Source organism: Pseudomonas sp. B21-017, from assembly GCF_024749245.1.
GTDB lineage: Bacteria > Pseudomonadota > Gammaproteobacteria > Pseudomonadales > Pseudomonadaceae > Aquipseudomonas.
Window position 1 is genome coordinate 4280269 of record NZ_CP087194.1, and the last position, 22341, is coordinate 4302609.

Consider the following 22341-nt stretch of genomic DNA (forward strand, 5'->3'; position numbering starts at 1 on the left):
CAGCCGAACGGGGGCAAGCCCCCTCGCCACAGGTCTCAGTGCCCCCTGCGCATCATTTCCTTAGGCACATACTTGCCGATCTCGAACTTGCCAATCGCCGCGCGGTGCACTTCGTCCGGGCCGTCGGCCAGGCGCAGGGTGCGTTGCATGGCATACATGTAGGCCAGCGGGAAATCATTGGACACCCCTGCCCCGCCATGGATCTGGATCGCCCGGTCGATCACCCGCAACGCCACGTTCGGTGCAACCACTTTGATCTGCGCGATCTCGCTCTTCGCCACTTTGTTGCCGACGGTGTCCATCATGTACGCCGCTTTCAACGTCAGCAGTCGCGCCATGTCGATCTCCATCCGCGAGTCGGCGATTTTGTCAATGTTGCCGCCCAGACGCGCCAGAGGTTTACCGAATGCAGTGCGGTTGACCGCCCGTTTGCACATCAGCTCCAGCGCACGTTCAGCCATGCCGATCGAACGCATGCAGTGGTGAATCCGGCCCGGGCCGAGGCGACCCTGGGCGATTTCGAAGCCGCGTCCTTCGCCCAGCAGGACGTTTTCGTACGGCACCCGGACGTTCTCGAATAGCACTTCGGCGTGGCCGTGAGGCGCGTCGTCGTAACCGAACACCGGCAGCGGACGCACAATCTTCACGCCCGGCGTATCCACCGGCACCAGAATCATCGAGTGCTGCGCGTGGCGTGGTGCATCCGGATTGCTCAGGCCCATGAAGATCAGGATCTTGCAGCGCGGATCGCAGGCCCCTGAAGTCCACCATTTCTTGCCGTTGATCACCCACTCATCGCCATCACGCACGGCACGGGCAGCCATGTTGGTGGCGTCGGACGAGGCCACGTCCGGCTCGGTCATGGCGAACGCCGAGCGGATCTCGCCGCGCAACAGCGGTTCGAGCCAGCGTTGCTTCTGCTCTTCGTTGGCGTAACGCACCAGCACTTCCATGTTGCCGGTGTCGGGCGCCGAACAGTTGAACGGCTCTGGGCCCAGCAATGAGCGACCCATGATTTCCGCCAATGGCGCGTATTCGAGGTTGGTCAGGCCGGCACCGAGTTCGGACTCAGGCAGAAACAAATTCCACAGGCCTTCAGCCTTGGCCTTGAGTTTGAGCTCCTCCATGATTGCTGTCGGCTGCCAGCGATCGCCCTCGGCGACCTGGCGTTCGAACACCGCTTCGGCGGGGTAAACGTAGGTGTCCATGAACGCAGTCACGCGCTCACGCAGTTCCTGGACCTTGGGCGAATAAGCGAAATCCATGGCAGCTCTACCTTTTAATCAGGGGTTCAGAGGAGTTGTTCAGGTCATGCAATCGATGCTAGAACAGCTACGAAAATTTACCTAACCTATTCTCGGCGTGTATTAACATTCATCACCGATATATGATCGGCTGATTGCCAAGGCCCTCGGGTCCGATCAAGACGCCCCTGATAACAAGAGTGCAGCGCATGAATCTGAGCAAGGTCGACCTCAACCTTTTCATCGTCTTCGACGCGATCTACACCGAAGCCAACCTGACCCGCGCCGGGCAGATCGTCGGCATTACTCAACCGGCGGTGTCGAACGCTCTGGCCCGTCTGCGCGAGACCTTCAACGACCCGCTTTTCGTGCGCACCGCCCAGGGCATGGTGCCGACGCCGATGGCGCAGAACATCATCGGGCCGGTGCGTAACGCCCTCTCCCTGCTGCGGGTGTCGGTGCAGGAAAGCCGCATCTTCAACCCGTTGCAGGCGGTCAAGACCTACCGCATCAGCATGACCGACCTCACCGAAGCGGTGATCCTGCCGCCATTGTTCCAGCGCCTGCGCCGCCTGGCGCCGACGGTGATCATCGAAAGTTTCCTGTCCAAACGCCGCGAAACCACCAAGGAACTGGCGGCCGGGCGCCTGGATTTCGCGGTGGATGCGCCGCTCAACACCGACCCGCAGGTGCGCCACGTCAAGTTGATGGAAGACCGTTATGTGTGCGCCATGCGCAAGGGCCATCCGCTGGCGGGCAAAGAGAAATTCACCCTCGACGATTACCTGTCCCTGACCCACATCCATATTTCCAGCCGCCGCAGCGGCCTGGGCTATGTCGACCTGGCCCTGGGCAAAATGGGCATCCAGCGCAAGATCGCCCTGCGCTCCCAGCATTACCTGATGGCGTCCCAGGTGTTACAGCAGACCGACATGGTCATGACCGTGCCGGAACGCTTCGCCCGTCGCCATGATTTGTACTCGGTGAACCTGCCGGTCAAAGAAGTTCCGCCGGTGGAAACCCACCTCTACTGGCACGAAAGCACCGACCAGGACCCGGCCAACCGCTGGATGCGCGAGCAGATGATCGAGTTGTGCCAGCAGGTCACGGCGCACGAGAAGAAGCTGGATACGGTGTAGGACGTTAATCCGCGTCATCGTTCTTCGCGGGCAAGCCTCGCTCCTACAAGGTTAGCGTCGAACCACGATTAAATGATCGACACCAAACCTGTAGGAGCGAGGCTTGCCCGCGAAGAGGCCCGTCACTACACAGACAATTCATGCCCCTTGACGTAAACGTCAACCTGACATTAGCTTAGCGCCATGACCTTTTTCGAGCGCTTCCATGAGCAGCCAGACCTATAGCATTTCCGACCTCGCCCGCGAGCTCGACATCACCACCCGGGCCATTCGCTTCTATGAAGAGCAAGGCCTGCTCAGCCCCGAGCGTCGCGGTCAGGAACGCATTTATTCGCCCCGTGACAAGGTCAGTCTGAAGCTGATCCTGCGGGGCAAGCGCATTGGTTTTTCCCTGGCCGAATGCCGCGAGCTGATCGAGCTCTATGACCCCTCCAGCGGTAACACCAAGCAATTGCACAGCATGCTGGCGAAAATTGCCGAGCGTCGGGAACAACTCGAGCAGCAACTGCTGGACATCGAACAGATGAAGCTGGAACTCGACACAGCCGAGGAGCGCTGCACCCAGGCGCTGGAGCAGACGATCAAGAGCCAGCAGCTCGTGTAGGAGCTGAGCTTGCTCGCGAAAGCGGTATGTCCTTCAACATGGATGTCGACTGACCTGACGCTTTCGCGAGCAAGCTCAGCTCCTACAGGGCTCTGTGAACATTCATACAATCTCAACAGGTCGATTCCCATGTCCCTCCCCACCCACGTACGCCTGGTCGAAGTCGGCCCCCGCGACGGTCTGCAAAACGAAGCCCAACCCATCAGCGTCGCGGACAAGGTGCAACTGGTCGATGCGCTCACCGCCGCTGGCCTCGGCTATATAGAAGTCGGCAGTTTCGTCTCGCCCAAATGGGTGCCGCAAATGGCCGGTTCCGCCGAGGTCTTCGCGCAGATCCAGCGCAAACCAGGGGTGACCTATGGCGCCCTCGCCCCCAACCTGCGGGGCTTTGAAGACGCTATCGCCGCCGGGGTCAAGGAAGTCGCGGTGTTCGCCGCAGCGTCCGAAGCGTTCTCCCAGCGTAATATCAATTGCTCGATCAGCGAGAGCCTGGAGCGCTTCGTGCCGATCATGGACGCCGCCAAACAACACGGCGTCAGCGTGCGCGGTTACGTGTCCTGTGTGCTGGGCTGCCCTTATGAGGGTGATGTCAAGCCTGCACAAGTCGCCCGGGTCGCTCGCGAGCTCTATGCGATGGGCTGCTACGAGGTTTCGCTGGGAGACACCATCGGCACCGGCACCGCTGGCGCGACCCGCAAGATGTTTGAAGTGGTTTCGGCCGACGTGCCACGGGAAAAACTGGCCGGGCACTTCCACGACACCTATGGCCAGGCCATGGCCAATATCTACGCCAGCCTGCTGGAAGGCATTTCGGTATTCGACAGCTCCATCGCCGGCCTTGGCGGCTGCCCGTACGCCAAGGGCGCCAGCGGTAACGTCGCCACCGAAGACGTGGTTTACCTGCTCAACGGCCTGGGCATCGAGACCGGGATCGACCTGGACGCCTTGATTCGCGCCGGCCAGCAGATTTGCGCGGTGCTGGGGCGCCCTACCGGTTCTCGCGTGGCCAAGGCTCGCAGCGCACAGTGACAGTGTGGATGTGTCCGGGTGTTACCGCGTGTTCTGGCACGTGGGGCGGAAACGAGTAACACGGAAACAAATTGTCAGGTTTGGTACGGGTGAAAAATCTCACAAAAAATCAAATCATTGATTTTAAAGGACTTTTCAAAGTTGGCATGGCTTCTGCTATCTCTATGGCATAACAAGAATAAAAAGCTGCAAACCAATAAAAATAAGACGTAACGACTCTGACATAACAAGAACAACACGGCAGAGACGCAGCTAACAGATTTTTTTGGAGAAGGTGTGCTTTTCAGGGTGCTTTTCGGAGTAACCCGCAACCGGGCAGAGAACAATAAAACTACCTTCAGGTAGCTCCCGAACTGGTTGGATCGCTTGGCGAAAAAGTAGATCAGCGCTCAAAAAAATACGTTTGCTCTTGATCCCGGATGGGGATCGACAAAAACAGCGGTAAAGGGCCACGGTTGCCAAAAACAACAACAGACCGCCCCTCAATAATAAAAAAAGAGCACGTAACGACAAAATTAAAGGGGAGCTTCGGCTCCCCTTTGTGCTTTCTTGTCTTTCTATTTTTCTCGACCCACATGTGGAAGCAGGCTCGCCCCCACACTGGTTATGTGTCAGGCGTTTTTGCTGCGCAGCTCCTCGATGCTGATCTCGCGCATCCGAAACTTCTGGATCTTGCCGGTCACGGTCATCGGAAACTCCTCGACGAACTTGAAGTAACGCGGCGTCTTGAAGTGCGCGATACGCTCCTTGCACCAGGCTTGCAGTTCCTGCTCGGTAGCGCTGTGGCCGGGATGGAATTTGATCCAGGCGACAATCTCTTCGCCATACCGGGAGCAAGGAATGCCGATCACCTGCACATCGGCAACCGCCGGGTGGGTGAAGAAGAACTCTTCAAGTTCGCGCGGGTAAATATTCTCACCGCCGCGAATGATCATGTCCTTGTTACGCCCGGCGATGCACACGTACCCCTCTTCGTTCATGCTCGCCAGATCGCCGGTGTGCATCCAGCCAGCGTCATCGATAGCCTCGGCGGTGGCTTGCGGGTTCTTCCAGTAGCCGAGCATCACGCTGTAACCCCGAGTGCACAGCTCGCCAATGGTGCCGCGTGGCACCAGATTGCCCGCCTCGTCGATGATCTTGCTTTCCAGTTGCGGCTGGGTGCGGCCGACCGTGGTGACACGCAATTCCAGGTCGTCCGACGGACCGGTCTGCAAAGACACGGGGCTGGTTTCCGTCATGCCGTAGGCAATCTGCACTTCGCTCATGTGCATTTCGCCGATAACCCGACGCATCACCTCGATCGGACACGTCGCCCCGGCCATGATCCCGGTGCGCAGGCTCGACAAATCAAATTCGGCGCGCTTGGGCTGATCGAGCATGGCGATGAACATGGTCGGCACGCCATAAAGCGCGGTGGCTTTTTCTTCGGCGACGGTGGTCAGGGTCAACAGCGGATCGAAGGCATCGTTGGGGTAAATCATGGTGCTGCCGTGGGTGACGCAGCCGAGGTTGCCCATGACCATGCCGAAGCAGTGATACAGCGGCACCGGAATCACCAGCCGATCATCGGCGGTCAGGCCGAGGCTTTCGCCGACCATGTAACCGTTGTTGAGAATGTTGTAGTGGCTGAGGGTCGCGCCCTTGGGGAAACCGGTGGTGCCGGAGGTGTACTGGATGTTCACCGCCTGGTCGAAATGCAGGCTGTCCTGGCGTTCGTGCAATGGCTCGATCGACACACTGGCTGCCAGATCGGCCAATTGCGACCACGGCAGGAAACCCGAGGGTGGCTGCGCATCCAGGCTGATGACCCCACGCAGTTCCGGCAGGCGTTCGCTCTGCAAGCGGCCGATGGATTGCTCCGCCAATTCCGGTACCAACCCTTGCAGCATGCCGTGATAGTCGGAGGTCTTGAAGGCCCCGGCGCAAACCAGCCATTGGCAGCCGGATTGCTTCAATACGTATTCGAGTTCCGAACTGCGATAAGCCGGGTTGATGTTGACCAGGATCACGCCGATTTTCGCACTGGCGAACTGGCTGATGCACCACTGGGCGCAGTTCGGGGCCCAGATGCCGAGCCGGTCACCGGTTTGCAAACCCAGCGCCAGGAATGCTCTGGCGTGCAGATCAACAGCATCCGACAGCTGCTGCCAGGTGTAACGCAGTTGTTGGTGGCGCACGACCAGCGCCTCCCCGTTCGGGTATTGCGCGACGGTGTTATCAAACGCCTGGCCGATGGTCATCGCCAGCAAGGCTTTGTCCTGGGAACCACGGGTATAGCTGCGCTGCGGGTTTGCACTGGGTTGATCCATGACGACCCCTATTGTCTTTATTGTAGGAGCGAGGCTTGTGTGGCAAGCCACATAAGGCGACGCAGGTCTTTCAGAACTGGCTCTACTCTCGCTCAAGTTGACGTTAACGTAAAGGGTGATTGACAGCCATTCGTCACAGGCTTACGTTAACGTAAAGGTGAGAGCTGAATCACTGCCCTCCCCACCCTACAAAAAGCCAAAAGGTGCCCCATGAGCTACCCATCCCTGAACTTTGCCCTCGGTGAAACCATCGACATGCTGCGCGATCAGGTTCAGTCCTTCGTCGCCAAAGAGATCGCCCCGCGCGCCGCTCAGATCGACATCGACAACCTGTTCCCGGCCGACCTGTGGCGTAAATTCGGCGACATGGGCCTGCTGGGCATCACCGTGCCGGAAGAGTACGGCGGCGCGGGCCTGGGTTATCTGGCGCACGTGGTCGCCATGGAAGAAATCAGCCGTGGTTCGGCCTCGGTCGCCCTGTCCTACGGCGCGCACTCCAACCTCTGCGTCAACCAGATCAACCGCAACGGCACTCATGAACAGAAAAGCAAATACCTGCCGAAACTGATCAGCGGCGAGCACATCGGTGCCCTGGCCATGAGCGAGCCGAACGCCGGTTCCGACGTGGTCTCGATGAAGCTGCGCGCCGACAAACGCGGCGATCACTACGTACTCAACGGCAGCAAGACCTGGATCACCAACGGTCCTGACGCCAACACCTACGTGATCTACGCCAAGACCGATCTGGAAAAAGGCCCGCATGGCATCACCGCGTTCATCGTCGAGCGCGACTGGAAAGGTTTCAGCCGCAGCAACAAATTCGACAAGCTCGGCATGCGCGGCTCGAACACCTGCGAGCTGTTCTTCGATGACGTCGAAGTGCCGGAAGAAAACATCCTCGGCGTACTCAATGGCGGCGTGAAAGTGCTGATGAGCGGCCTCGACTACGAGCGCGTGGTGCTTTCCGGTGGCCCGACCGGGATCATGCAGGCCTGCATGGACCTGATCGTGCCGTACATCCATGACCGCAAACAGTTCGGCCAGAGCATCGGCGAATTCCAGCTGATCCAGGGCAAAGTCGCCGACATGTACACCCAACTCAATGCCAGCCGCGCTTACCTGTATGCCGTGGCCCAGGCCTGCGAACGTGGCGAAACCACTCGCAAGGACGCCGCCGGGGTGATCCTCTACAGTGCCGAGCGCGCCACGCAAATGGCCCTCGACGCGATCCAGATTCTCGGCGGCAACGGCTACATCAACGAATTCCCGGCCGGTCGTCTGCTGCGTGACGCCAAGCTGTATGAAATCGGCGCCGGCACCAGTGAGATCCGTCGCATGCTGATCGGTCGCGAACTGTTCAACGAAACCCGCTAAACGGAGCTGTCCATGGCTATCCTGCATACCCAGCTCAACCCCCGTTCGGCGGAGTTCGCGGCTAACAGCGCGGCGATGCTCAAACAGGTCGACGCCCTGCACACCCTGCTCGCGCAAGTGCAGCAAGGTGGTGGCCCGAAGGCGCAAGAACGTCACACCTCGCGGGGCAAACTGCTGCCCCGTGAGCGGATCAATCGCCTGCTCGATCCGGGTTCGCCGTTTCTCGAGATCAGCCAACTGGCGGCCTACGCGGTGTACGGCGAAGACGTTCCCGCCGCTGGCGTGATTGCCGGGATCGGCCGGGTGGAAGGCGTCGAATGCATGATCGTCGCCAACGATGCCACCGTGAAAGGTGGCTCGTACTACCCGCTGACCGTTAAAAAACACCTACGCGCACAGACCATCGCCCAGCAGAATCGCCTGCCGTGCATTTATCTGGTGGACTCCGGTGGCGCCAACCTGCCGCGCCAGGATGAAGTGTTCCCGGACCGCGAACACTTCGGGCGGATCTTCTTCAACCAGGCCAACATGAGCGCCATGGGCATTCCGCAAATTGCGGTGGTCATGGGCTCTTGCACCGCCGGGGGCGCCTACGTTCCGGCGATGGCCGACGAGGCGATCATGGTTCGTCAGCAGGCCACCATCTTCCTCGCTGGCCCACCGCTGGTGAAAGCCGCGACCGGTGAAGTGGTCAGCGCCGAAGACCTCGGCGGGGCCGATGTGCACTGCAAGATTTCCGGGGTCGCCGACCACTACGCCGAAAGCGATGAACATGCCCTGGCATTGGCCCGGCGCAGCGTGGCCAACCTCAACTGGCGCAAGCTCGGCGAACTGCAACAACGTACGCCGATCGCGCCGCTGTATAGCAGCGACGAGTTGTACGGCGTGGTCTCGGCCGACGCCAAGCAACCGTTCGATGTGCGCGAAGTGATCTCACGACTGGTGGACGGCTCGGTGTTCGATGAGTTCAAGGCGCTGTTCGGGACGACGTTGGTGTGCGGCTTCGCCCACCTGCACGGCTACCCGATCGCGATCCTCGCCAACAACGGCATCCTCTTCGCCGAGGCCGCACAGAAAGGCGCGCATTTCATCGAACTGGCCTGCCAGCGCGGCATTCCGTTGCTGTTCCTGCAGAACATCACCGGGTTCATGGTCGGCCAGAAATACGAGGCCGGCGGCATCGCCAAGCACGGCGCGAAATTGGTGACCGCCGTGGCTTGTGCCAAGGTGCCGAAATTCACCGTGATCATCGGCGGCAGCTTCGGCGCCGGTAACTACGGCATGTGTGGCCGGGCCTACGATCCACGCTTCCTGTGGATGTGGCCGAACGCGCGAATCGGCGTGATGGGCGCCGAACAGGCGGCGGGTGTGCTGGTGCAGGTCAAGCGCGAGCAAACCGAGCGCAGCGGGCATCGTTTCAGCGCCGAGCAGGAAGCCGAGATCAAGCAACCGATCCTCGATCAGTACGAAGAACAGGGGCACCCCTACTACTCCAGCGCCCGGCTGTGGGACGACGGCGTCATTGACCCGGCGCAGACCCGCGACGTGTTGGCCCTGGCCTTGTCGGCGTCGCTGAACGCACCCATCGAACCGAGCCGCTTCGGCGTGTTCCGGATGTGATCTGGAGAAAACCATGAGCGACTTCAATACCCTTGAGCTGCAGACCGATCCCCGTGGTTTTGCCACCCTGTGGCTCAGCCGAGAAGAAAAGAACAACGCGTTCAACGCCGAAATGATCCGCGAACTGATCCTCGCGCTGGATAAAGTGTCGAGCGATGCCAGCCTGCGTTTTCTGCTGATCCGTGGGCGCGGCAAGCATTTCAGCGCCGGTGCCGATCTGGCCTGGATGCAGCAATCGGCCGAACTCGATTACCACACCAACCTTGATGACGCACGGGAACTGGCGGAGTTGATGTACAACCTCGCCAAACTGAAAGTCCCGACGCTGGCCGTGGTGCAAGGCGCGGCATTTGGCGGTGCACTGGGCCTGATCAGTTGCTGCGACATGGCGATTGGCGCCGACGACGCGCAGTTCTGCCTGTCGGAAGTGCGCATCGGCCTGGCGCCAGCGGTCATCAGCCCGTTCGTGGTGCAAGCCATTGGCGAGCGTGCGGCGCGGCATTATGCCTTGACTGCCGAACGTTTCGGCGGGCAACGGGCTCGGGAAATCGGCCTGTTGTCAGAGAGCTATCCGATGGCTGAGCTGGAGCAGAAAGTCGATCAGTGGATCGACAATCTACTGCTCAACAGCCCGGCAGCCATGCGCGCCAGCAAGGATCTGCTGCGTGAAGTCGGCAACGGCGCGCTGACTCCGGCGCTGCGCCGCTACACCGAGAATGCCATCGCCCGAATTCGCGTCAGCCCGGAAGGTCAGGAAGGCCTGCGCGCCTTCCTGCAAAAACGTTCGCCCACCTGGCAAGCCGAAATCACCCTCAAGGAGCCGCGTTGATGAGCGCAACTGTTCTCACCACCCTGCTGGTGGCCAACCGTGGCGAAATCGCCTGCCGGGTGATGCGCACCGCCAAGGCTCTGGGCCTGACCACTGTGGCCGTGCACAGCGCCACCGACCGTGACGCCCGGCACAGCCGCGAAGCGGATATCCGCGTCGACCTGGGCGGCAGCAAAGCCGCCGACAGTTACCTGCAAATCGACAAACTGATCGCCGCCGCGAAAGCCAGCGGTGCTCAGGCGATTCATCCCGGTTATGGTTTTCTCTCGGAAAACGCCGGGTTCGCCCGGGCGATCGAGGCGGCTGGCCTGATCTTCCTCGGCCCACCCGCCTCGGCCATCGACGCCATGGGCAGCAAGTCCGCGGCCAAAGCCTTGATGGAAACCGCCGGTGTGCCGCTGGTGCCCGGCTATCACGGCGAAGCCCAAGACCTCGACACCTTCCGCGATGCCTGCGAACGCATCGGTTATCCGGTGTTACTCAAGGCCACGGCGGGCGGCGGCGGCAAAGGCATGAAAGTGGTCGAGGACGTCAGCCAACTGGCCGAAGCCCTGGCCTCGGCGCAGCGTGAAGCACAATCGTCGTTCGGCGATTCGCGGATGTTGGTCGAGAAATACCTGCTCAAGCCACGTCACGTGGAAATCCAGGTGTTCGCCGACCAGCATGGCAATTGTCTGTACCTCAACGAGCGTGACTGCTCGATTCAGCGTCGTCATCAGAAAGTCGTCGAAGAAGCACCCGCTCCAGGCCTGACCCCGCAATTGCGTCGGGCCATGGGCGAAGCCGCCGTACGCTCGGCTCAAGCGATCGGCTATGTGGGCGCCGGCACCGTGGAGTTTTTGCTGGATGCGCGCGGTGAGTTCTTCTTCATGGAAATGAACACGCGCCTGCAAGTCGAACACCCGGTGACCGAGGCCATTACCGGCCTCGACCTGGTGGCCTGGCAAATTCGTGTAGCCCGCGGCGAAGCGCTGCCGATGACACAGGATCAGGTGCCGCTGATCGGCCATGCGATCGAAGTGCGGTTGTACGCCGAAGACCCGGGCAACGATTTTCTGCCGGCCACCGGGCGCCTGGCGTTGTACCGCGAATCCGCCGAAGGGCCGGGGCGTCGTGTGGACAGTGGCGTCGAAGAAGGCGACGAGATTTCGCCGTTCTACGACCCGATGCTTGGCAAGCTGATTGCCTGGGGCGAAGACCGTGAACAGGCGCGGCTGCGATTGCTGAGCATGCTCGAGGAGTTTGCCATTGGCGGGCTGAAGACCAACATCAACTTCCTGCACCGGATCATCGGCCACCCGGCGTTTGCCGCCGCCGAACTGGATACCGGGTTCATTCCGCGTTATCAGGAGCAACTGCTGCCAGCACCTTCGCCGCTCAGTGATGAGTTCTGGCAAGCGGCGGCCCAGGCGTTTGCGCAAAGTCAGCCGGCTGTGTTACGCGCCGATGATCCGAGTTCGCCGTGGGCCTTCAACAATGGTTTCCGTGCCGGATTGCCGACAGAAATCACCCTGCATTTGAGTTGCGAAGGGCAAGACCGGGCGCTGACCCTGGGCGATGCCGACGCGCATACCGCACGGCTCAAGGGTGAATACCTGCTGACCGAGCACAGCGGTTTGCGCCGCCAGCACCGGGCCATCCGCCGTGGCGATGCGCTGTATCTGCAATGGGACGGCGAGCTGCGCCGCATCGAGTCGTATGACCCGATCGGCGCCGTCGAAGCCAGTCACAGCCATCAAGGCGGGCTTACCGCGCCCATGAACGGCAGCATCGTGCGGGTGTTGGTGGAGGCCGGGCAAACGGTCGAAGCCGGGGCGCAACTGGTGGTGCTGGAAGCGATGAAGATGGAGCACAGCATTCGCGCGCCCCACACCGGGGTAATCAAGGCGTTGTATTGCCAGGAAGGCGAAATGGTCAGCGAAGGCAGTGCGTTGGTGGAGTTGGAGCAAGCGTGAAATGAAGATCGGTCCTACGCGTTGCGAGGACCGATCCGATTAGAATTTGGCAGTCGCCTGAACCACCACGCCGATGATTCGGCATTCCTCGGTGTAAAGGGCTTTCGGATACGTCGGATTGAGCGGGACCAGGTAACGCTGCCCGCCCTCTTCGATCAGTTTGCGAAAGACCGCCTCGGCGCTGCCGGGCCATTGGGCGATCACCAGTTTGCCAGGCTCCGGCACGATCGCCGGGTCGACCAGAATCAGCATGCCCTCGGCAATGCTCGCTCCCGTAGGGGCGGTCATCGCATCGCCGACCACCACCAGCCAGAACGCCGCGCCCTGTGCGTGGTAATCGGACAGCTCGAAACGTGGCTTGCTGACAGCCAGCGAAGTACCGTAGGTCGATAGCTCGCCGTCGCGCACCTCCCCGGTTTCCCGCCAGTCACTGACCGGGTAGCGAAAGTACGGGTTGTACTTTTGCGCCAGGGAGATCTCCTCATCCTCTGAGGGCAGCGGCTCCCTGATCACCATCGCCACTTCCAGATAGTCCATGCCGAGCGCCCGCAAGACACGATTCATCTCTGCGATGCCGGGCTGACGACGTTTATTGAGCCAGTGGCCGACGCCACCCTGGGACATCCCGATGCGCTCGGCGAGTATTTCCTGAGTGACTTTGAGTTCACTCATTTTGGCCTTGACCAATTCAATCCATTTATCCATGTGCGGCACGATACGTGGGGTACTCCGACCATCAAAACACAAATTGTAGTATTAAAACTGAAGACACAAATACAGTAAGTACTAAGCTGGGCTCACGGATTTGAATTTCTCACGGAGCTCGCCATCGTCATGACCATCCCCAGCAATACCTTGCCCGATATGCAAATCGACACCAGCCTCACCTCGCCAAAAGGCTCTGCCGCGGCGCAGCGCGCACTGGACTATTACTTGAAACCAGCTGTGTCAGAAGTAGCCAGCGAAGAACGTTTCTTTGATGTGAACCGTAACATCAGCAGCGAAGAGGCGCTGGTCCATGCTTCGGATCTGCTGCGGTGCGCCGTTGCCACCGCGCATGAGTCAGCCAACCAACTGCAGGGCGCAAGCCGGGATCTGGCGTTTTCGACGGTGCACATGATCGACATGGCCAAGGCGATGGTCGAACGGGCCCTGGAGGGCAATCAGAACAATTGAGGCGGGAGCATATTGGAGGAGGACAGGAAAATTTTTCCAATCGCGCAGGTAGAAACATTTGACTTGCAAATGATAATGATTATTATTGAATCAACTGGTCGCGAGATCAGTCGATAGACCAAGAGACCTTAGGTCGGACTCCTGGACTATCTCCTCATCAGGCTAATCACGGTTTTTGACCCGGCTTTTTGCCGGGTCTTTTTTTGCCAGTCAGGCTGGCTTTGGCTTCAGGCTAATGAAGTCTGTAGGTGCTGCAAAATTCGATTGGCGCGGATGATATCAAAAGAATATCTACTGCCAAGAGAAGCCCGGCAGCACTGGGCCAAACTAACGAAAATAGCACTTGAGAATCAATTGCGCAGTCTCTAAGCTGCATCGGCGTCAAGGAGGACGCCCCCCCTTTTACCCCCCGTAATTTCCCCCGGTTTCTCCCCCTCTTGCGTGTAAAGTAGCAGCCATAAAAATCGTATTCAGGAAATGATTATGGCCGGGGCTAAATCTTCTTTCGACATCAGCGCTAACTTCGACAGCGGCAACATTGATGTGCTGGACATCAGCAATCCTCTGCAAGCATTGCTGGCCATCAGGCCAGACACTCGCAGCCAGCATTTCCAGTGGTTCCATTTCAAGGCCAGCGGCCTGCATGTGGGTCAGGAGCATTGGTTTCGTCTGAACAACGCCAGCAAATCCTCATACAACAAGGCCTGGGATGGTTATCAGGCGGTGGCGTCCTACGACCACGTCAACTGGTTCCGGGTGCCGACCATCTTCGAAGGCGACTGCCTGCGTTTCAGCCTTGAAGCCACTGCCACCCATGCCTGGTTCGCCTACTTCGAACCCTACAGCCGTGGCCGTCACGACTGGCTGATCGAACAGGCACTGACCAAGGCCGGCACCGAACTGTTGGCCACCGGCAAGAGCGTTGAAGGTCGTGACATCCAGTTGTTGCGCAAAGGAACTGGCGGCGAAGGCCAGCGCAAGGTCTGGATCATTGCCCAGCAACACCCCGGCGAACACATGGCCGAATGGTTCATGGAAGGCGTGATCGAACGCCTGGAAAAACATGACGACCCGGTGCTGAATAAGCTCCTGGCCAGCGCCGACCTGTACTTGGTGCCGAACATGAACCCGGACGGCGCCTTCCACGGTCATTTGCGCACCAATGCCATGGGCCAGGACCTGAATCGCGCCTGGCAGAACGCCAGCCAGGAAATCAGCCCGGAAGTGCTGTTCGTTCAGCAGCAAATGGAAAAATACGGCGTCGACCTGTTCCTCGACATCCATGGCGATGAAGAAATTCCCTACGTGTTCACCGCCGGTTGCGAAGGCAACCCCGGCTATACACCGCGGATCGAAAAACTCGAAGAGCGCTTCCGCAGCCATCTGAAGCACCTGACCAAGGACTTTCAGACCAAACACGGCTACACCCGCGACGAACCGGGCAAAGCCAACATGACCCTGGCCTGCAACAGCGTCGGTCAGAAGTTCGACTGCCTGTCCTTTACCATTGAAATGCCCTTCAAGGACAACAACGACGCGCCGAATGCGCTGACCGGCTGGTCTGGTAAGCGTTCGAAGCAGTTGGGCAAGGATGTGCTGACGACCATTGCCGACATGGTCGATACCTTGCGCTGATCACCCTTGGACAAAAGATCGCAGCCTTCGCAGCTCCTGCAAGGCTGCGATTTTTTGATGTTTTACTCAGCCGGGATCCGCACACAATCCTGGGGCCCCAACAGCCGCCCATCCTCGGCGCGCAATTCCAGCGGCCGCACCGGTCGACCGTTCTCACGATCGACAACCTGCGAATGCGCCTCCCCCGCCTCATAGAAAAACGCCTCGCCCCACTGCCGCAACCCGATGATTAACGGGAACAAGCCCTGGCCCTTCTCCGTCAGCACATATTCCTGATACGCGCTGCCATCCGACGCCGGCACCAGATCGAAAATCCCGTGGGCCACCAATGTGCGCAGGCGTGCCGAAAGAATGTTCTTGGCCATGCCGAGATTGCGCTGGAACTCACCGAAGCGTCGCAGACCATCGAACGCATCGCGCACGATCAATAGCGACCACCAATCCCCAATCGCATCCAGTGAACGAGCGACCGGGCATTCGGCGCCTTCCATGCTTGTACGTTTAACCATGACCACGTCCGCCGGCAACCAATGTGGTTGCAATATAAAACCAGAATCCTTACCGTACAACTGGTTTTATATTGCAACCACACAAGGAAGCCTGTGATGAAACCTGACCACCCGTTAAGCGGCGCCGTGGTGCTGCTGTTTGCCGTCGCCTGCGGCCTGGCCGTCGGCAATGTGTATTACGCACAACCATTGCTCGATGCCATGGCCGAAGCCTTCGCCATGGACCCGGCAACCATCGGTATCATCATCACCCTCACTCAGATCGGTTATGGCGTGGGCCTGTTGTTGCTGGTCCCTCTGGGGGATCTGCTCAACCGCCGCCGATTGATCGTCTTGCAAACCCTGCTGTCGGCACTGGCCTTGTTGATGATTGCGTTAGCGCCGAGCAGCACCTGGCTGTTGCTCGGCATGGCGCTGACCGGGTTAATGGCGGTCGTGACGCAAGTCCTGGTGGCCTACGCCGCGACGCTGGCCATCCCGGCGCAACGTGGACGTGTGGTAGGCGTGATCACCAGCGGCATTGTCGTCGGCATTCTATTGGCACGAACGGTGGCCGGCGGCATGGCCGACCTGGCTGGTTGGCGTTCGATTTATCTGCTGTCCGCCGGGTTGACCCTGGTGATGGCGCTGCTGTTGTTTCGAGTACTGCCCAGGCACGAAGACGCGCGACCGGATAGCGCTTACGGCGCGTTGATCGGCTCAGTCTTCACGTTGTTCAAGGAAGAACCGGTGTTGCGTCAACGGGCCATCCTTGCCCTGCTGACGTTCGCCAGTGCCATGGTGCTGTGGACCCCTTTGGTATTGCCGTTGAGCGCCCCGCCGCTTTCACTGTCCCACACCGAAATCGGACTGTTCGGGCTGGCCGGGGCTGCCGGCGCACTGGCCGCTGCTCGCGCCGGACATCTGGCCGATCGTGGCCTGGGTCAATGGACCAGCGGACTGTCGTTGTTGCTGATGCTCGCCTCATGGCTGCCCATCGCCCTCACTCAATCCTCGCTGTGGGCGCTGCTGCTCGGGGTGATTACGCTGGATCTGGGTTTGCAGGCCGTCCATGTCACCAGCCAGAGCATGATCTACAGCGTGCGCCCCGAAGCGCAAAGCCGACTCACCGCCGGCTACATGCTGTTCTATTCGATCGGCAGCGCCTTGGGCTCTATCGGTTCGACGGCGATGTATGCCTGGGGCGGCTGGATCGCGGTGTGCTGGCTGGGTGCGGGCATCAGCGCCGTAGCGTTGATCTATTGGTGGCTGACGCTCGCCGCCAAAACACCCAACACCTGTGGCAAGCCCCCTCGCCACAGTTATCGGCAGTCCCCCGACTCACCCACGGTCCCTGCCCCGCAACATGCTGTCCAGCACCTCATCGCGGCGCACCCAACCGTGAAACAACGCCGCCGCCAGGTGCAGCAGCACGGTCAGGAACAGTAGATACGCCAGATACCTATGTGCCTTGCGCAGGAATGCAAACACCTGCGCATTCGCCGGCAGGATCGACGGCAGTTGCAACGAGCTGCTGAGCATCACCGGATCACCAGCCGCCGATATCATCGCCCAGCCCAGCAGCGGCAAAATCAGCATCAAGGCGTACAGCAAGACATGCGAAGCCTTCGCCGCGAGCACTTGCCAACCCGGCAAGTCCGCCGGCAGCGGTGGTTGCCGGGTCGAAAAACGCACGGCCAGACGCACGACCACCAACAGCAGAATGGCGATGCCCAACGGTTTGTGCAGGTGGATCAACCACTCGTGACGCTCGGACACCGAGGCCACCATGCCGGCGCCGATGAACAGCATCGCGATGATCATCAGCGCCATCAGCCAATGCAGCAGCCGCGCCAGGGGAGCGAAATGGTTCGGTTGAGCGCTCATTGATGAGCCTCCTGCTTGGCGTTGGGCAACTGATTCACTTCGCTGGTGCGACGCAGATAGGAATTGGCATAGCCCGCTGAACGAGCGGCGAGCAGCGGGTCGTCGGAGCCTTCGATACCGCTGGGCAATACCAGTGGGTCGTAGTTGATGTCACGGCACTCGCCATTGAGTTGTGGCTGGGTGCTTTCGAGCACCAGAGTGCCGGCGTTCACAACTTTTCGGTCGCCGGGCCAGGCCTTGCTCGCGTCGTTGACCGGGTCCCCAGAGTTCGCCAGGGTGATGTTCAACTGCCAACGCAGCGGTCCGGCGGACAAACGCTGAACCAGATCCTTCTCCAGAAAGTCAGCGCCCTCCGGTGCCGTCGCGCCCGCCGCATCCTGAGCAACCGGGGTCATGCTCCAACGCACCGCTTGCCGCTGCCCCGCTGCGTTCACCAGGTAAAACGCATTGACGCTGTTATACGTCTCGGTCGCATAACTGGCAGAAGGTTTGGCAGTCTTGATCCAGGCAAGAAACGGCGCGGCTTCCGGGTGAGAACCGAAGAACGCCGGCACCGCCGCAGGATTCGGTTTGCCGGTGGCCGGGTCCGGTGACTGCGCCTGTTGCAGCTGATAGAACGCCTCGGGCGTGCCCACCGGGAACACCGGCATGCTGTTCATCCCGGTGCGCCACTGCTGACCGTTGGCCTGGGTAAAGCGCAACGCCAGGCTGCGGATCGGCACGCTGTTGTCCGGTGCGTAAGGGTTGCCGGCAGGCAGCGCGAAACGCCCGACCACCGGGGTCCGCGCTTCATTGAACACTTGGGCGCTGGAATACTCGCGCACCTGGCCGCTGCTCTCGAAATGCCCGATAACGCACACCCCTTTGGCGTGGTTACGACGGAACCCCGGGTGCACGCCGTTGTTTTTCTCCAGCACATTGATCAACGCTTTCGGCGTCAGGCGCTGTGGGTCGAGTGTGCCGTTGACGTAGGCAAAAGCCCCGGCCAGCGCGGCGACCACCACGGCAATGCCGGTCAGGCGCAACGTCAGGCTCGCGGTGCTCAGGGGCGGCCGAGACGGCCCTGTTGTAGATGAGCGATCAACCATGAAAGTCTCCGGGGCCGTAGGCCACAGGGGGAAAGAGCTATGAGACGAACGTCACGTAGGATTATTCCCCCTGAACTGTAGTTTCTTTCAAAGCACCGCTAGCGACGAATCCTCAAGGTTGGTCAAACCGGGTTAAAACTCGGCTCACGCTTCTGCAAAAAAGCCTGCATACCTTCCTGTTGCCCCTGCGTGGCAAACAAACCATGAAACACTCTTCGCTCGAAAAGAAGGCCATCGCGCAATCCTGACTCCAGTGCCCGGTCCACTGCTTCTCGCGCAGCCAGTGTGGCGGTTTTGGCGAAACCGGCAATGATCTGCGCTGCGGCCAAGGATTGCTCCAGCAGATCGCTGGCAACGATGACCCGCGACACCAATCCTGCCCGCTCGGCCTCTTCGGCCGACATCGAGCGTCCGGTCAAAATCATGTCCATGGCCTTCGACTTGCCGATCAGGCGCGTGAGACGTTGGGTCCCGCCCATTCCAGGCATCACCCCCAACCTGATTTCCGGTTGGCCAAAACGAGCGTTATCGGCAGCAAAGATCAGATCGCACATCATGGCCAACTCACAGCCGCCACCGTATGCATAACCGGCAACAGCGGCCAGCTTGGGCGTACGCAACGCGGCAAAGGCTTCCCAATCGGCGAAATAATCCTCATGGACCATGTCCAGGTAAGATTTTCCGTACATCTCCTTGATGTCGGCACCCGCCGCAAAAAAATCCGCTGTCCCGGTGATCACGAAACAGCCGACTCCGGGGTCGCGGTCTAGCCGTTGCAAGGTGTCCAGCAGTTCGCGCATCAGGGCCGAACTCAAAGCATTCCTGGTCTGCGGCCGATTAAGACGAATCAATACGACTCGATCATGACGTTCGATCAATGTGTGCATGGTGATCTCATTAAATAGATGTGAAATGTTTGAATGAAAAAACGCTCTTGGCACACTTCAGGAATCCCAGATTGCGCCATACGCCGGAATGCCCCGCCCCTCCATTTCCTCAACCACTCGCTGGGTGAGCGTCTGGTTCGAAATGCAGATCACCGCCTCGGCACCGAACGAGCAAACCGCGTCATAAGCCAGTTGCACAAGGTCTGGCTTGCCGAGCACATCGGTGTCCCAGATCAAGGCATCAGGATTGGCCCGCAGGATCTCTTCCACCAGTTCGTCACCGTAGGTTTTTCGCGGGCTGCGGGTCGACCAGACCAGCCGTATCGGTACTTGCCTGGCCAACAAATGGGGCAACACCGGGCCGATGCCGCTGCCCGTGGCGATGTACACCACCGATTTGAACAGGGTTTCGATGTGCGCCACGCCAGCGGTGGTAATGCCTTTGACCCAGACATGCGTCGGCATTTGCTCGATGAACTCGCCGGTCCAATCACCTGCCCGGGAAATGATCAGGCGAAAACCCGCTTCACCCGGTGCGGGAATATTGGCAAAGGAATGCCACTCCATCAGCGGGTTGAGACTGATGGCGTTGGAGGAGCCGGCAAACGGCGTGACATGGTCAAAACGGGCTATTACCGCATGAGAAGAAGGCCTGATCAGTTGCACCGGCACTTTGCGCAGACGAAACCATGGCAAGGCGATGCTGAACGTCAGCACAATCAGCATCCAGAATGCCACCGACGTCGACAGCGCCTCGCTCACGGAGGCCTGCGGGTTCTGGTCCCGGGTAAACAGAACGCTCCATACCCAGAACAGGGCAAGTGCGGTCCACCCACCAAAGCGGTGCATTCGCTCGAAGCCGTTGTGAAAACGCCCGCGAATCCGCGGGTGAGCCATGACGGCCACCAGCAGCAAGATCCCCAGCAACCCGGTGCTCACCCCGAGCAGCGCCAGGGAAACGCCGCCCAAGCTTTCAGTCCAATGCCAGGCCAGGGAGCCGATCAACACCGCGAACCAGCCAATCGCCGCCAGCGCCCCGCCACTGTGCAAGCCGCCGAAGTGGTAAACCTTGGCCAGTGAGCGGCGTATCGCAAGCGGCCAGGAAGTAGGCGCCCGGGTTGCCAGCCAGAACAGCAGATTGATGATGTATTGCTGGCGAATCAAAATCGCCAGCGACAGATTCGCCACCACCAATCCCGACAGCGCCTCAAGGACTATCCCCGTGGATGTCCACCACTGCCCGGCGGTCAACCCATGCGCCAGTGCCGCGATATTGAGTGCAAGCACCAGCGCTACGAGGCGGTTGTAATGCGAGAATATCGGCAACGTCCCCAATCGCCGCCACAGCACGCGCTTGACCGGCAGCGCGGTATCCGGATTCCCCCCCTTCATGCGCCCACCCCTTGCCGGGTCGTCGCGTCGGCCTGGTGCGTCATCGCCCACTCCAGCAGCAAGCGTTTGTCGACCTTGCCGCGTGAGGTCAGCGGAATGTGCTCCACGGCGAGGATCAGCGAAGGGACGCAATAGTAGGCAAGCCGCTCTTCACAGCGCCGTCTTGCATCATCGATGTCCGTGGTAACGGGATAGACGAAGGCCACCAGATGGCGACTGTCGAGTTTCAACGTGACCGCCCGCTCGCAGCGATCAGATGACTCCAGAGCCGCAGAAACAGAGTCGAGCTCCACCCGAAACCCTCTGACCTTGACCTGATCATCGACACGTCCCAGGTGTTCCAGTTCGCCGTTCACTGTCCAGCGCCCCAGATCACGTGTGCGAAACATCATCCGGCCCTGCCCCAGAAACGGATCGGGCCGATAGCGTTCGGCGGTCAGCGTCGGGTTACTCAAATAACCGGCGGTCACACAGTCGCCGCCAGCCCACATCTCACCTTGCTCACCCGCCTGACAGAGCTGGCCCGCCTCATCCAGCACGTACACCGTGTTGTTGGGCGTGGGTTTGCCGATCGTCAATGCACCTGCGCCCCTGTAATGCTGCATGGTGTTGACGATCGTGGTTTCGGTCGGGCCGCAGGCATTGTAAAAAGTGCAGAACGAGGACCAGCGATCAGCCAGGGGCTGAGGGCAAGGCTCCCCGGCAAGGGCCACGACCTTGACTTGCTGACAACGCAATGGATCGAGTGTGCCGAGTATCGAAGGTGTAGCGATCAGCACGTCGCATTGTTCGGCCGTCTGGGCGATGTCCTTGCCACGGATCATCAAGGTCGCACCATGAGCCAGACACCCGAGTATTTCCCAGGCCGCCATGTCAAAGGCGATGTTAAGTATCTGTCCGACCTTGAGCCCAGGCCGCATGCCGAGATTGCCAGGGGCTGTCAGCAAAATATTGCACACATTGCGGTGGGTCACCCGAACCCCATTGGGCAGGCCGGTGGTGCCGGAGGTAAACAGCACGAAACACAACCGGTCCGGGGTTGATGACAGCGAACAGGCCACATTCAGGTCATCAGCGGGTGTTGACGCAACCTCCATGAACTCATCGAGGCAAATGCAGTGTTGCTGCGACGTCAGGGGAATTCGCGACTCGAGGCTCGACAGTGTCAGCACCACCCGCGTCGAGGCCACGTCCATGATGTGGCGCAATTGCGCGGTGGGAGTAATCCCTACGTGCTGAGGGATGTAGGCAGCACCCACTTTCAATGCGGCCAACATTCCCGCCAGCATCGGGATCGAACGCTCCACAAACAAGGCCACGTGATCGCCCGGGGCGACGCCCTGCTGACGCAACAGCGTGGCCAGTCGGTTGGCCTGCCGGTTCAGTTCACCGTAGGTGATGGCTTCGCCCTCACAATGGGCGGCAATGTCCTGAGGTCTGGCGGCGGCTTGCGCCTCGATGGCGTGATGGATCAGAAGATACTCAGGCTCAACCGTCGGCCCACGACCGAACTGCGGCCACACGTCATGGGTGTTGTTGTCCGGAAGCAGCGAACACATCGATGCCGACTCAAGGGAAATTTTGCACTCTTGCATGTTAAAAAATTCTCTTCAGGCTCAATATTTACGTTCAAGCACGGGTGGTTCTGCGCAGCCTGGTGAGAGGCTGGGCTGACTGCCTGAGCT

At 60.0% G+C, this 22341-nt stretch carries 19 protein-coding genes; 10 read left to right on the forward strand and 9 right to left on the reverse strand.

Annotated features, from left to right (window positions below):
• Positions 1 to 35 precede the first annotated feature (35 nt).
• The gene (locus LOY28_RS19330; protein ID WP_018925463.1) at positions 36 to 1265 is read right to left on the reverse strand and encodes an acyl-CoA dehydrogenase; all 1230 of its coding nucleotides are present in this window, start codon (positions 1263 to 1265) and stop codon (positions 36 to 38) included.
• 188 nt (positions 1266 to 1453) lie between these two features.
• On the opposite strand from LOY28_RS19330, the gene LOY28_RS19335 reads away from it, so the two are divergent.
• The 3 genes from LOY28_RS19335 to LOY28_RS19345 all read left to right on the forward strand — a co-directional run bounded on the left by LOY28_RS19335 (position 1454) and on the right by LOY28_RS19345 (position 4016).
• A complete protein-coding gene (locus LOY28_RS19335; protein ID WP_018925462.1) occupies positions 1454 to 2383 on the forward strand; it encodes a LysR family transcriptional regulator in 930 nt (309 codons plus the stop codon).
• Between the two features lie 205 nt (positions 2384 to 2588).
• Positions 2589 to 2987 (forward strand): MerR family DNA-binding transcriptional regulator, encoded by a 399-nt coding sequence (locus LOY28_RS19340; RefSeq protein WP_007904077.1) that lies wholly within the window; start codon positions 2589 to 2591, stop codon positions 2985 to 2987.
• A gap of 129 nt (positions 2988 to 3116) precedes the next feature.
• Entirely contained in the window at positions 3117 to 4016 is a 900-nt protein-coding gene (locus LOY28_RS19345; protein ID WP_018925461.1) for a hydroxymethylglutaryl-CoA lyase, read from the forward strand.
• A 611-nt stretch (positions 4017 to 4627) separates the two neighbouring features.
• On the opposite strand, the gene LOY28_RS19350 is transcribed toward LOY28_RS19345, so the two are convergent.
• On the reverse strand, positions 4628 to 6325 hold the full coding sequence (locus LOY28_RS19350) for an AMP-binding protein (RefSeq protein ID WP_086945007.1): 1698 nt from the start codon (positions 6323 to 6325) through the stop codon (positions 4628 to 4630).
• Between the two features lie 210 nt (positions 6326 to 6535).
• Between LOY28_RS19350 and LOY28_RS19355 the strand changes: the two genes are divergently transcribed.
• From LOY28_RS19355 to LOY28_RS19370, 4 genes are read left to right on the forward strand one after another with little or no spacing between them, the layout of a single operon-like run.
• Positions 6536 to 7699, forward strand: a complete 1164-nt coding sequence (locus LOY28_RS19355; RefSeq protein WP_007940933.1) for an isovaleryl-CoA dehydrogenase — start codon at positions 6536 to 6538, stop codon at positions 7697 to 7699.
• Positions 7700 to 7711: 12 nt separating this feature from the next.
• Positions 7712 to 9319, forward strand: coding sequence for a carboxyl transferase domain-containing protein (locus tag LOY28_RS19360; RefSeq protein WP_018925459.1), 1608 nt, complete (start codon positions 7712 to 7714; stop codon positions 9317 to 9319).
• A 13-nt stretch (positions 9320 to 9332) separates the two neighbouring features.
• A complete protein-coding gene (locus LOY28_RS19365) occupies positions 9333 to 10148 on the forward strand; it encodes a gamma-carboxygeranoyl-CoA hydratase (RefSeq protein WP_258612383.1) in 816 nt (271 codons plus the stop codon).
• Positions 10148 to 12103 carry an acetyl/propionyl/methylcrotonyl-CoA carboxylase subunit alpha gene (locus LOY28_RS19370; protein ID WP_018925458.1) on the forward strand — a complete coding sequence of 652 codons (1956 nt, stop codon included), beginning with the start codon at positions 10148 to 10150 and terminating at the stop codon, positions 12101 to 12103. Before LOY28_RS19365 ends, LOY28_RS19370 begins: the two co-directional genes overlap by 1 nt.
• Positions 12104 to 12142: 39 nt before the next feature.
• On the opposite strand, the gene LOY28_RS19375 is transcribed toward LOY28_RS19370, so the two are convergent.
• Positions 12143 to 12808, reverse strand: coding sequence for a LexA family transcriptional regulator (locus tag LOY28_RS19375; RefSeq protein ID WP_018925457.1), 666 nt, complete (start codon positions 12806 to 12808; stop codon positions 12143 to 12145).
• Between the two features lie 129 nt (positions 12809 to 12937).
• On the opposite strand from LOY28_RS19375, the gene LOY28_RS19380 reads away from it, so the two are divergent.
• Together LOY28_RS19380 and LOY28_RS19385 are read left to right on the forward strand one after the other, a co-directional pair.
• The gene (locus LOY28_RS19380; protein WP_018925456.1) at positions 12938 to 13279 is read left to right on the forward strand and encodes a DUF6124 family protein; all 342 of its coding nucleotides are present in this window, start codon (positions 12938 to 12940) and stop codon (positions 13277 to 13279) included.
• A gap of 483 nt (positions 13280 to 13762) precedes the next feature.
• Positions 13763 to 14914: a M14-type cytosolic carboxypeptidase gene (locus LOY28_RS19385; RefSeq protein WP_018925455.1), complete on the forward strand. Its 1152-nt coding sequence runs from the start codon at positions 13763 to 13765 to the stop codon at positions 14912 to 14914.
• A 62-nt stretch (positions 14915 to 14976) separates the two neighbouring features.
• Here LOY28_RS19385 and LOY28_RS19390 read toward each other — a convergent pair whose 3' ends face one another.
• The gene (locus LOY28_RS19390; RefSeq protein WP_026286359.1) at positions 14977 to 15423 is read right to left on the reverse strand and encodes a helix-turn-helix domain-containing protein; all 447 of its coding nucleotides are present in this window, start codon (positions 15421 to 15423) and stop codon (positions 14977 to 14979) included.
• Positions 15424 to 15519: 96 nt separating this feature from the next.
• On the opposite strand from LOY28_RS19390, the gene LOY28_RS19395 reads away from it, so the two are divergent.
• Positions 15520 to 16851 carry an MFS transporter gene (locus LOY28_RS19395; protein ID WP_258612384.1) on the forward strand — a complete coding sequence of 444 codons (1332 nt, stop codon included), beginning with the start codon at positions 15520 to 15522 and terminating at the stop codon, positions 16849 to 16851.
• Here LOY28_RS19395 and LOY28_RS19400 read toward each other — a convergent pair.
• The 5 genes from LOY28_RS19400 to LOY28_RS19420 form a co-directional block, all read right to left on the reverse strand.
• On the reverse strand, positions 16744 to 17289 hold the full coding sequence (locus LOY28_RS19400) for a cytochrome b (RefSeq protein WP_018925452.1): 546 nt from the start codon (positions 17287 to 17289) through the stop codon (positions 16744 to 16746). The two genes, LOY28_RS19395 and LOY28_RS19400, sit on opposite strands and share 108 nt — an antisense overlap.
• Positions 17286 to 18377 (reverse strand): catalase family peroxidase, encoded by a 1092-nt coding sequence (locus LOY28_RS19405; RefSeq protein WP_096479890.1) that lies wholly within the window; start codon positions 18375 to 18377, stop codon positions 17286 to 17288. The genes LOY28_RS19400 and LOY28_RS19405 overlap by 4 nt, the downstream gene beginning before the upstream one ends.
• A 122-nt stretch (positions 18378 to 18499) precedes the next feature.
• Positions 18500 to 19264, reverse strand: coding sequence for an enoyl-CoA hydratase-related protein (locus LOY28_RS19410; RefSeq protein ID WP_309475730.1), 765 nt, complete (start codon positions 19262 to 19264; stop codon positions 18500 to 18502).
• Positions 19265 to 19321: 57 nt separating this feature from the next.
• Positions 19322 to 20656 carry a membrane protein gene (locus tag LOY28_RS19415; protein ID WP_018925449.1) on the reverse strand — a complete coding sequence of 445 codons (1335 nt, stop codon included), beginning with the start codon at positions 20654 to 20656 and terminating at the stop codon, positions 19322 to 19324.
• The gene (locus LOY28_RS19420) at positions 20653 to 22215 is read right to left on the reverse strand and encodes an amino acid adenylation domain-containing protein (protein WP_111454088.1); all 1563 of its coding nucleotides are present in this window, start codon (positions 22213 to 22215) and stop codon (positions 20653 to 20655) included. The genes LOY28_RS19415 and LOY28_RS19420 overlap by 4 nt, the downstream gene beginning before the upstream one ends.
• Between the last annotated feature and the right edge of the window lie 126 nt (positions 22216 to 22341).

Coding starts and splice junctions, on each gene's coding strand:
- LOY28_RS19405 (WP_096479890.1), bottom strand. CDS start 18,377: ATGGTTGATCGCTCATCTACAACAGGGCCGTCTCGGCCGCCCCTGAGC.
- LOY28_RS19355 (WP_007940933.1), top strand. CDS start 6,536: ATGAGCTACCCATCCCTGAACTTTGCCCTCGGTGAAACCATCGACATG.
- LOY28_RS19330 (WP_018925463.1), bottom strand. CDS start 1,265: ATGGATTTCGCTTATTCGCCCAAGGTCCAGGAACTGCGTGAGCGCGTG.
- LOY28_RS19340 (WP_007904077.1), top strand. CDS start 2,589: ATGAGCAGCCAGACCTATAGCATTTCCGACCTCGCCCGCGAGCTCGAC.
- LOY28_RS19410 (WP_309475730.1), bottom strand. CDS start 19,264: ATGCACACATTGATCGAACGTCATGATCGAGTCGTATTGATTCGTCTT.
- LOY28_RS19415 (WP_018925449.1), bottom strand. CDS start 20,656: ATGAAGGGGGGGAATCCGGATACCGCGCTGCCGGTCAAGCGCGTGCTG.
- LOY28_RS19400 (WP_018925452.1), bottom strand. CDS start 17,289: ATGAGCGCTCAACCGAACCATTTCGCTCCCCTGGCGCGGCTGCTGCAT.
- LOY28_RS19360 (WP_018925459.1), top strand. CDS start 7,712: ATGGCTATCCTGCATACCCAGCTCAACCCCCGTTCGGCGGAGTTCGCG.
- LOY28_RS19395 (WP_258612384.1), top strand. CDS start 15,520: ATGAAACCTGACCACCCGTTAAGCGGCGCCGTGGTGCTGCTGTTTGCC.
- LOY28_RS19420 (WP_111454088.1), bottom strand. CDS start 22,215: ATGTGTTCGCTGCTTCCGGACAACAACACCCATGACGTGTGGCCGCAG.
- LOY28_RS19385 (WP_018925455.1), top strand. CDS start 13,763: ATGGCCGGGGCTAAATCTTCTTTCGACATCAGCGCTAACTTCGACAGC.
- LOY28_RS19350 (WP_086945007.1), bottom strand. CDS start 6,325: ATGGATCAACCCAGTGCAAACCCGCAGCGCAGCTATACCCGTGGTTCC.
- LOY28_RS19365 (WP_258612383.1), top strand. CDS start 9,333: ATGAGCGACTTCAATACCCTTGAGCTGCAGACCGATCCCCGTGGTTTT.
- LOY28_RS19370 (WP_018925458.1), top strand. CDS start 10,148: ATGAGCGCAACTGTTCTCACCACCCTGCTGGTGGCCAACCGTGGCGAA.
- LOY28_RS19335 (WP_018925462.1), top strand. CDS start 1,454: ATGAATCTGAGCAAGGTCGACCTCAACCTTTTCATCGTCTTCGACGCG.
- LOY28_RS19345 (WP_018925461.1), top strand. CDS start 3,117: ATGTCCCTCCCCACCCACGTACGCCTGGTCGAAGTCGGCCCCCGCGAC.
- LOY28_RS19375 (WP_018925457.1), bottom strand. CDS start 12,808: ATGGATAAATGGATTGAATTGGTCAAGGCCAAAATGAGTGAACTCAAA.
- LOY28_RS19390 (WP_026286359.1), bottom strand. CDS start 15,423: ATGGTTAAACGTACAAGCATGGAAGGCGCCGAATGCCCGGTCGCTCGT.
- LOY28_RS19380 (WP_018925456.1), top strand. CDS start 12,938: ATGACCATCCCCAGCAATACCTTGCCCGATATGCAAATCGACACCAGC.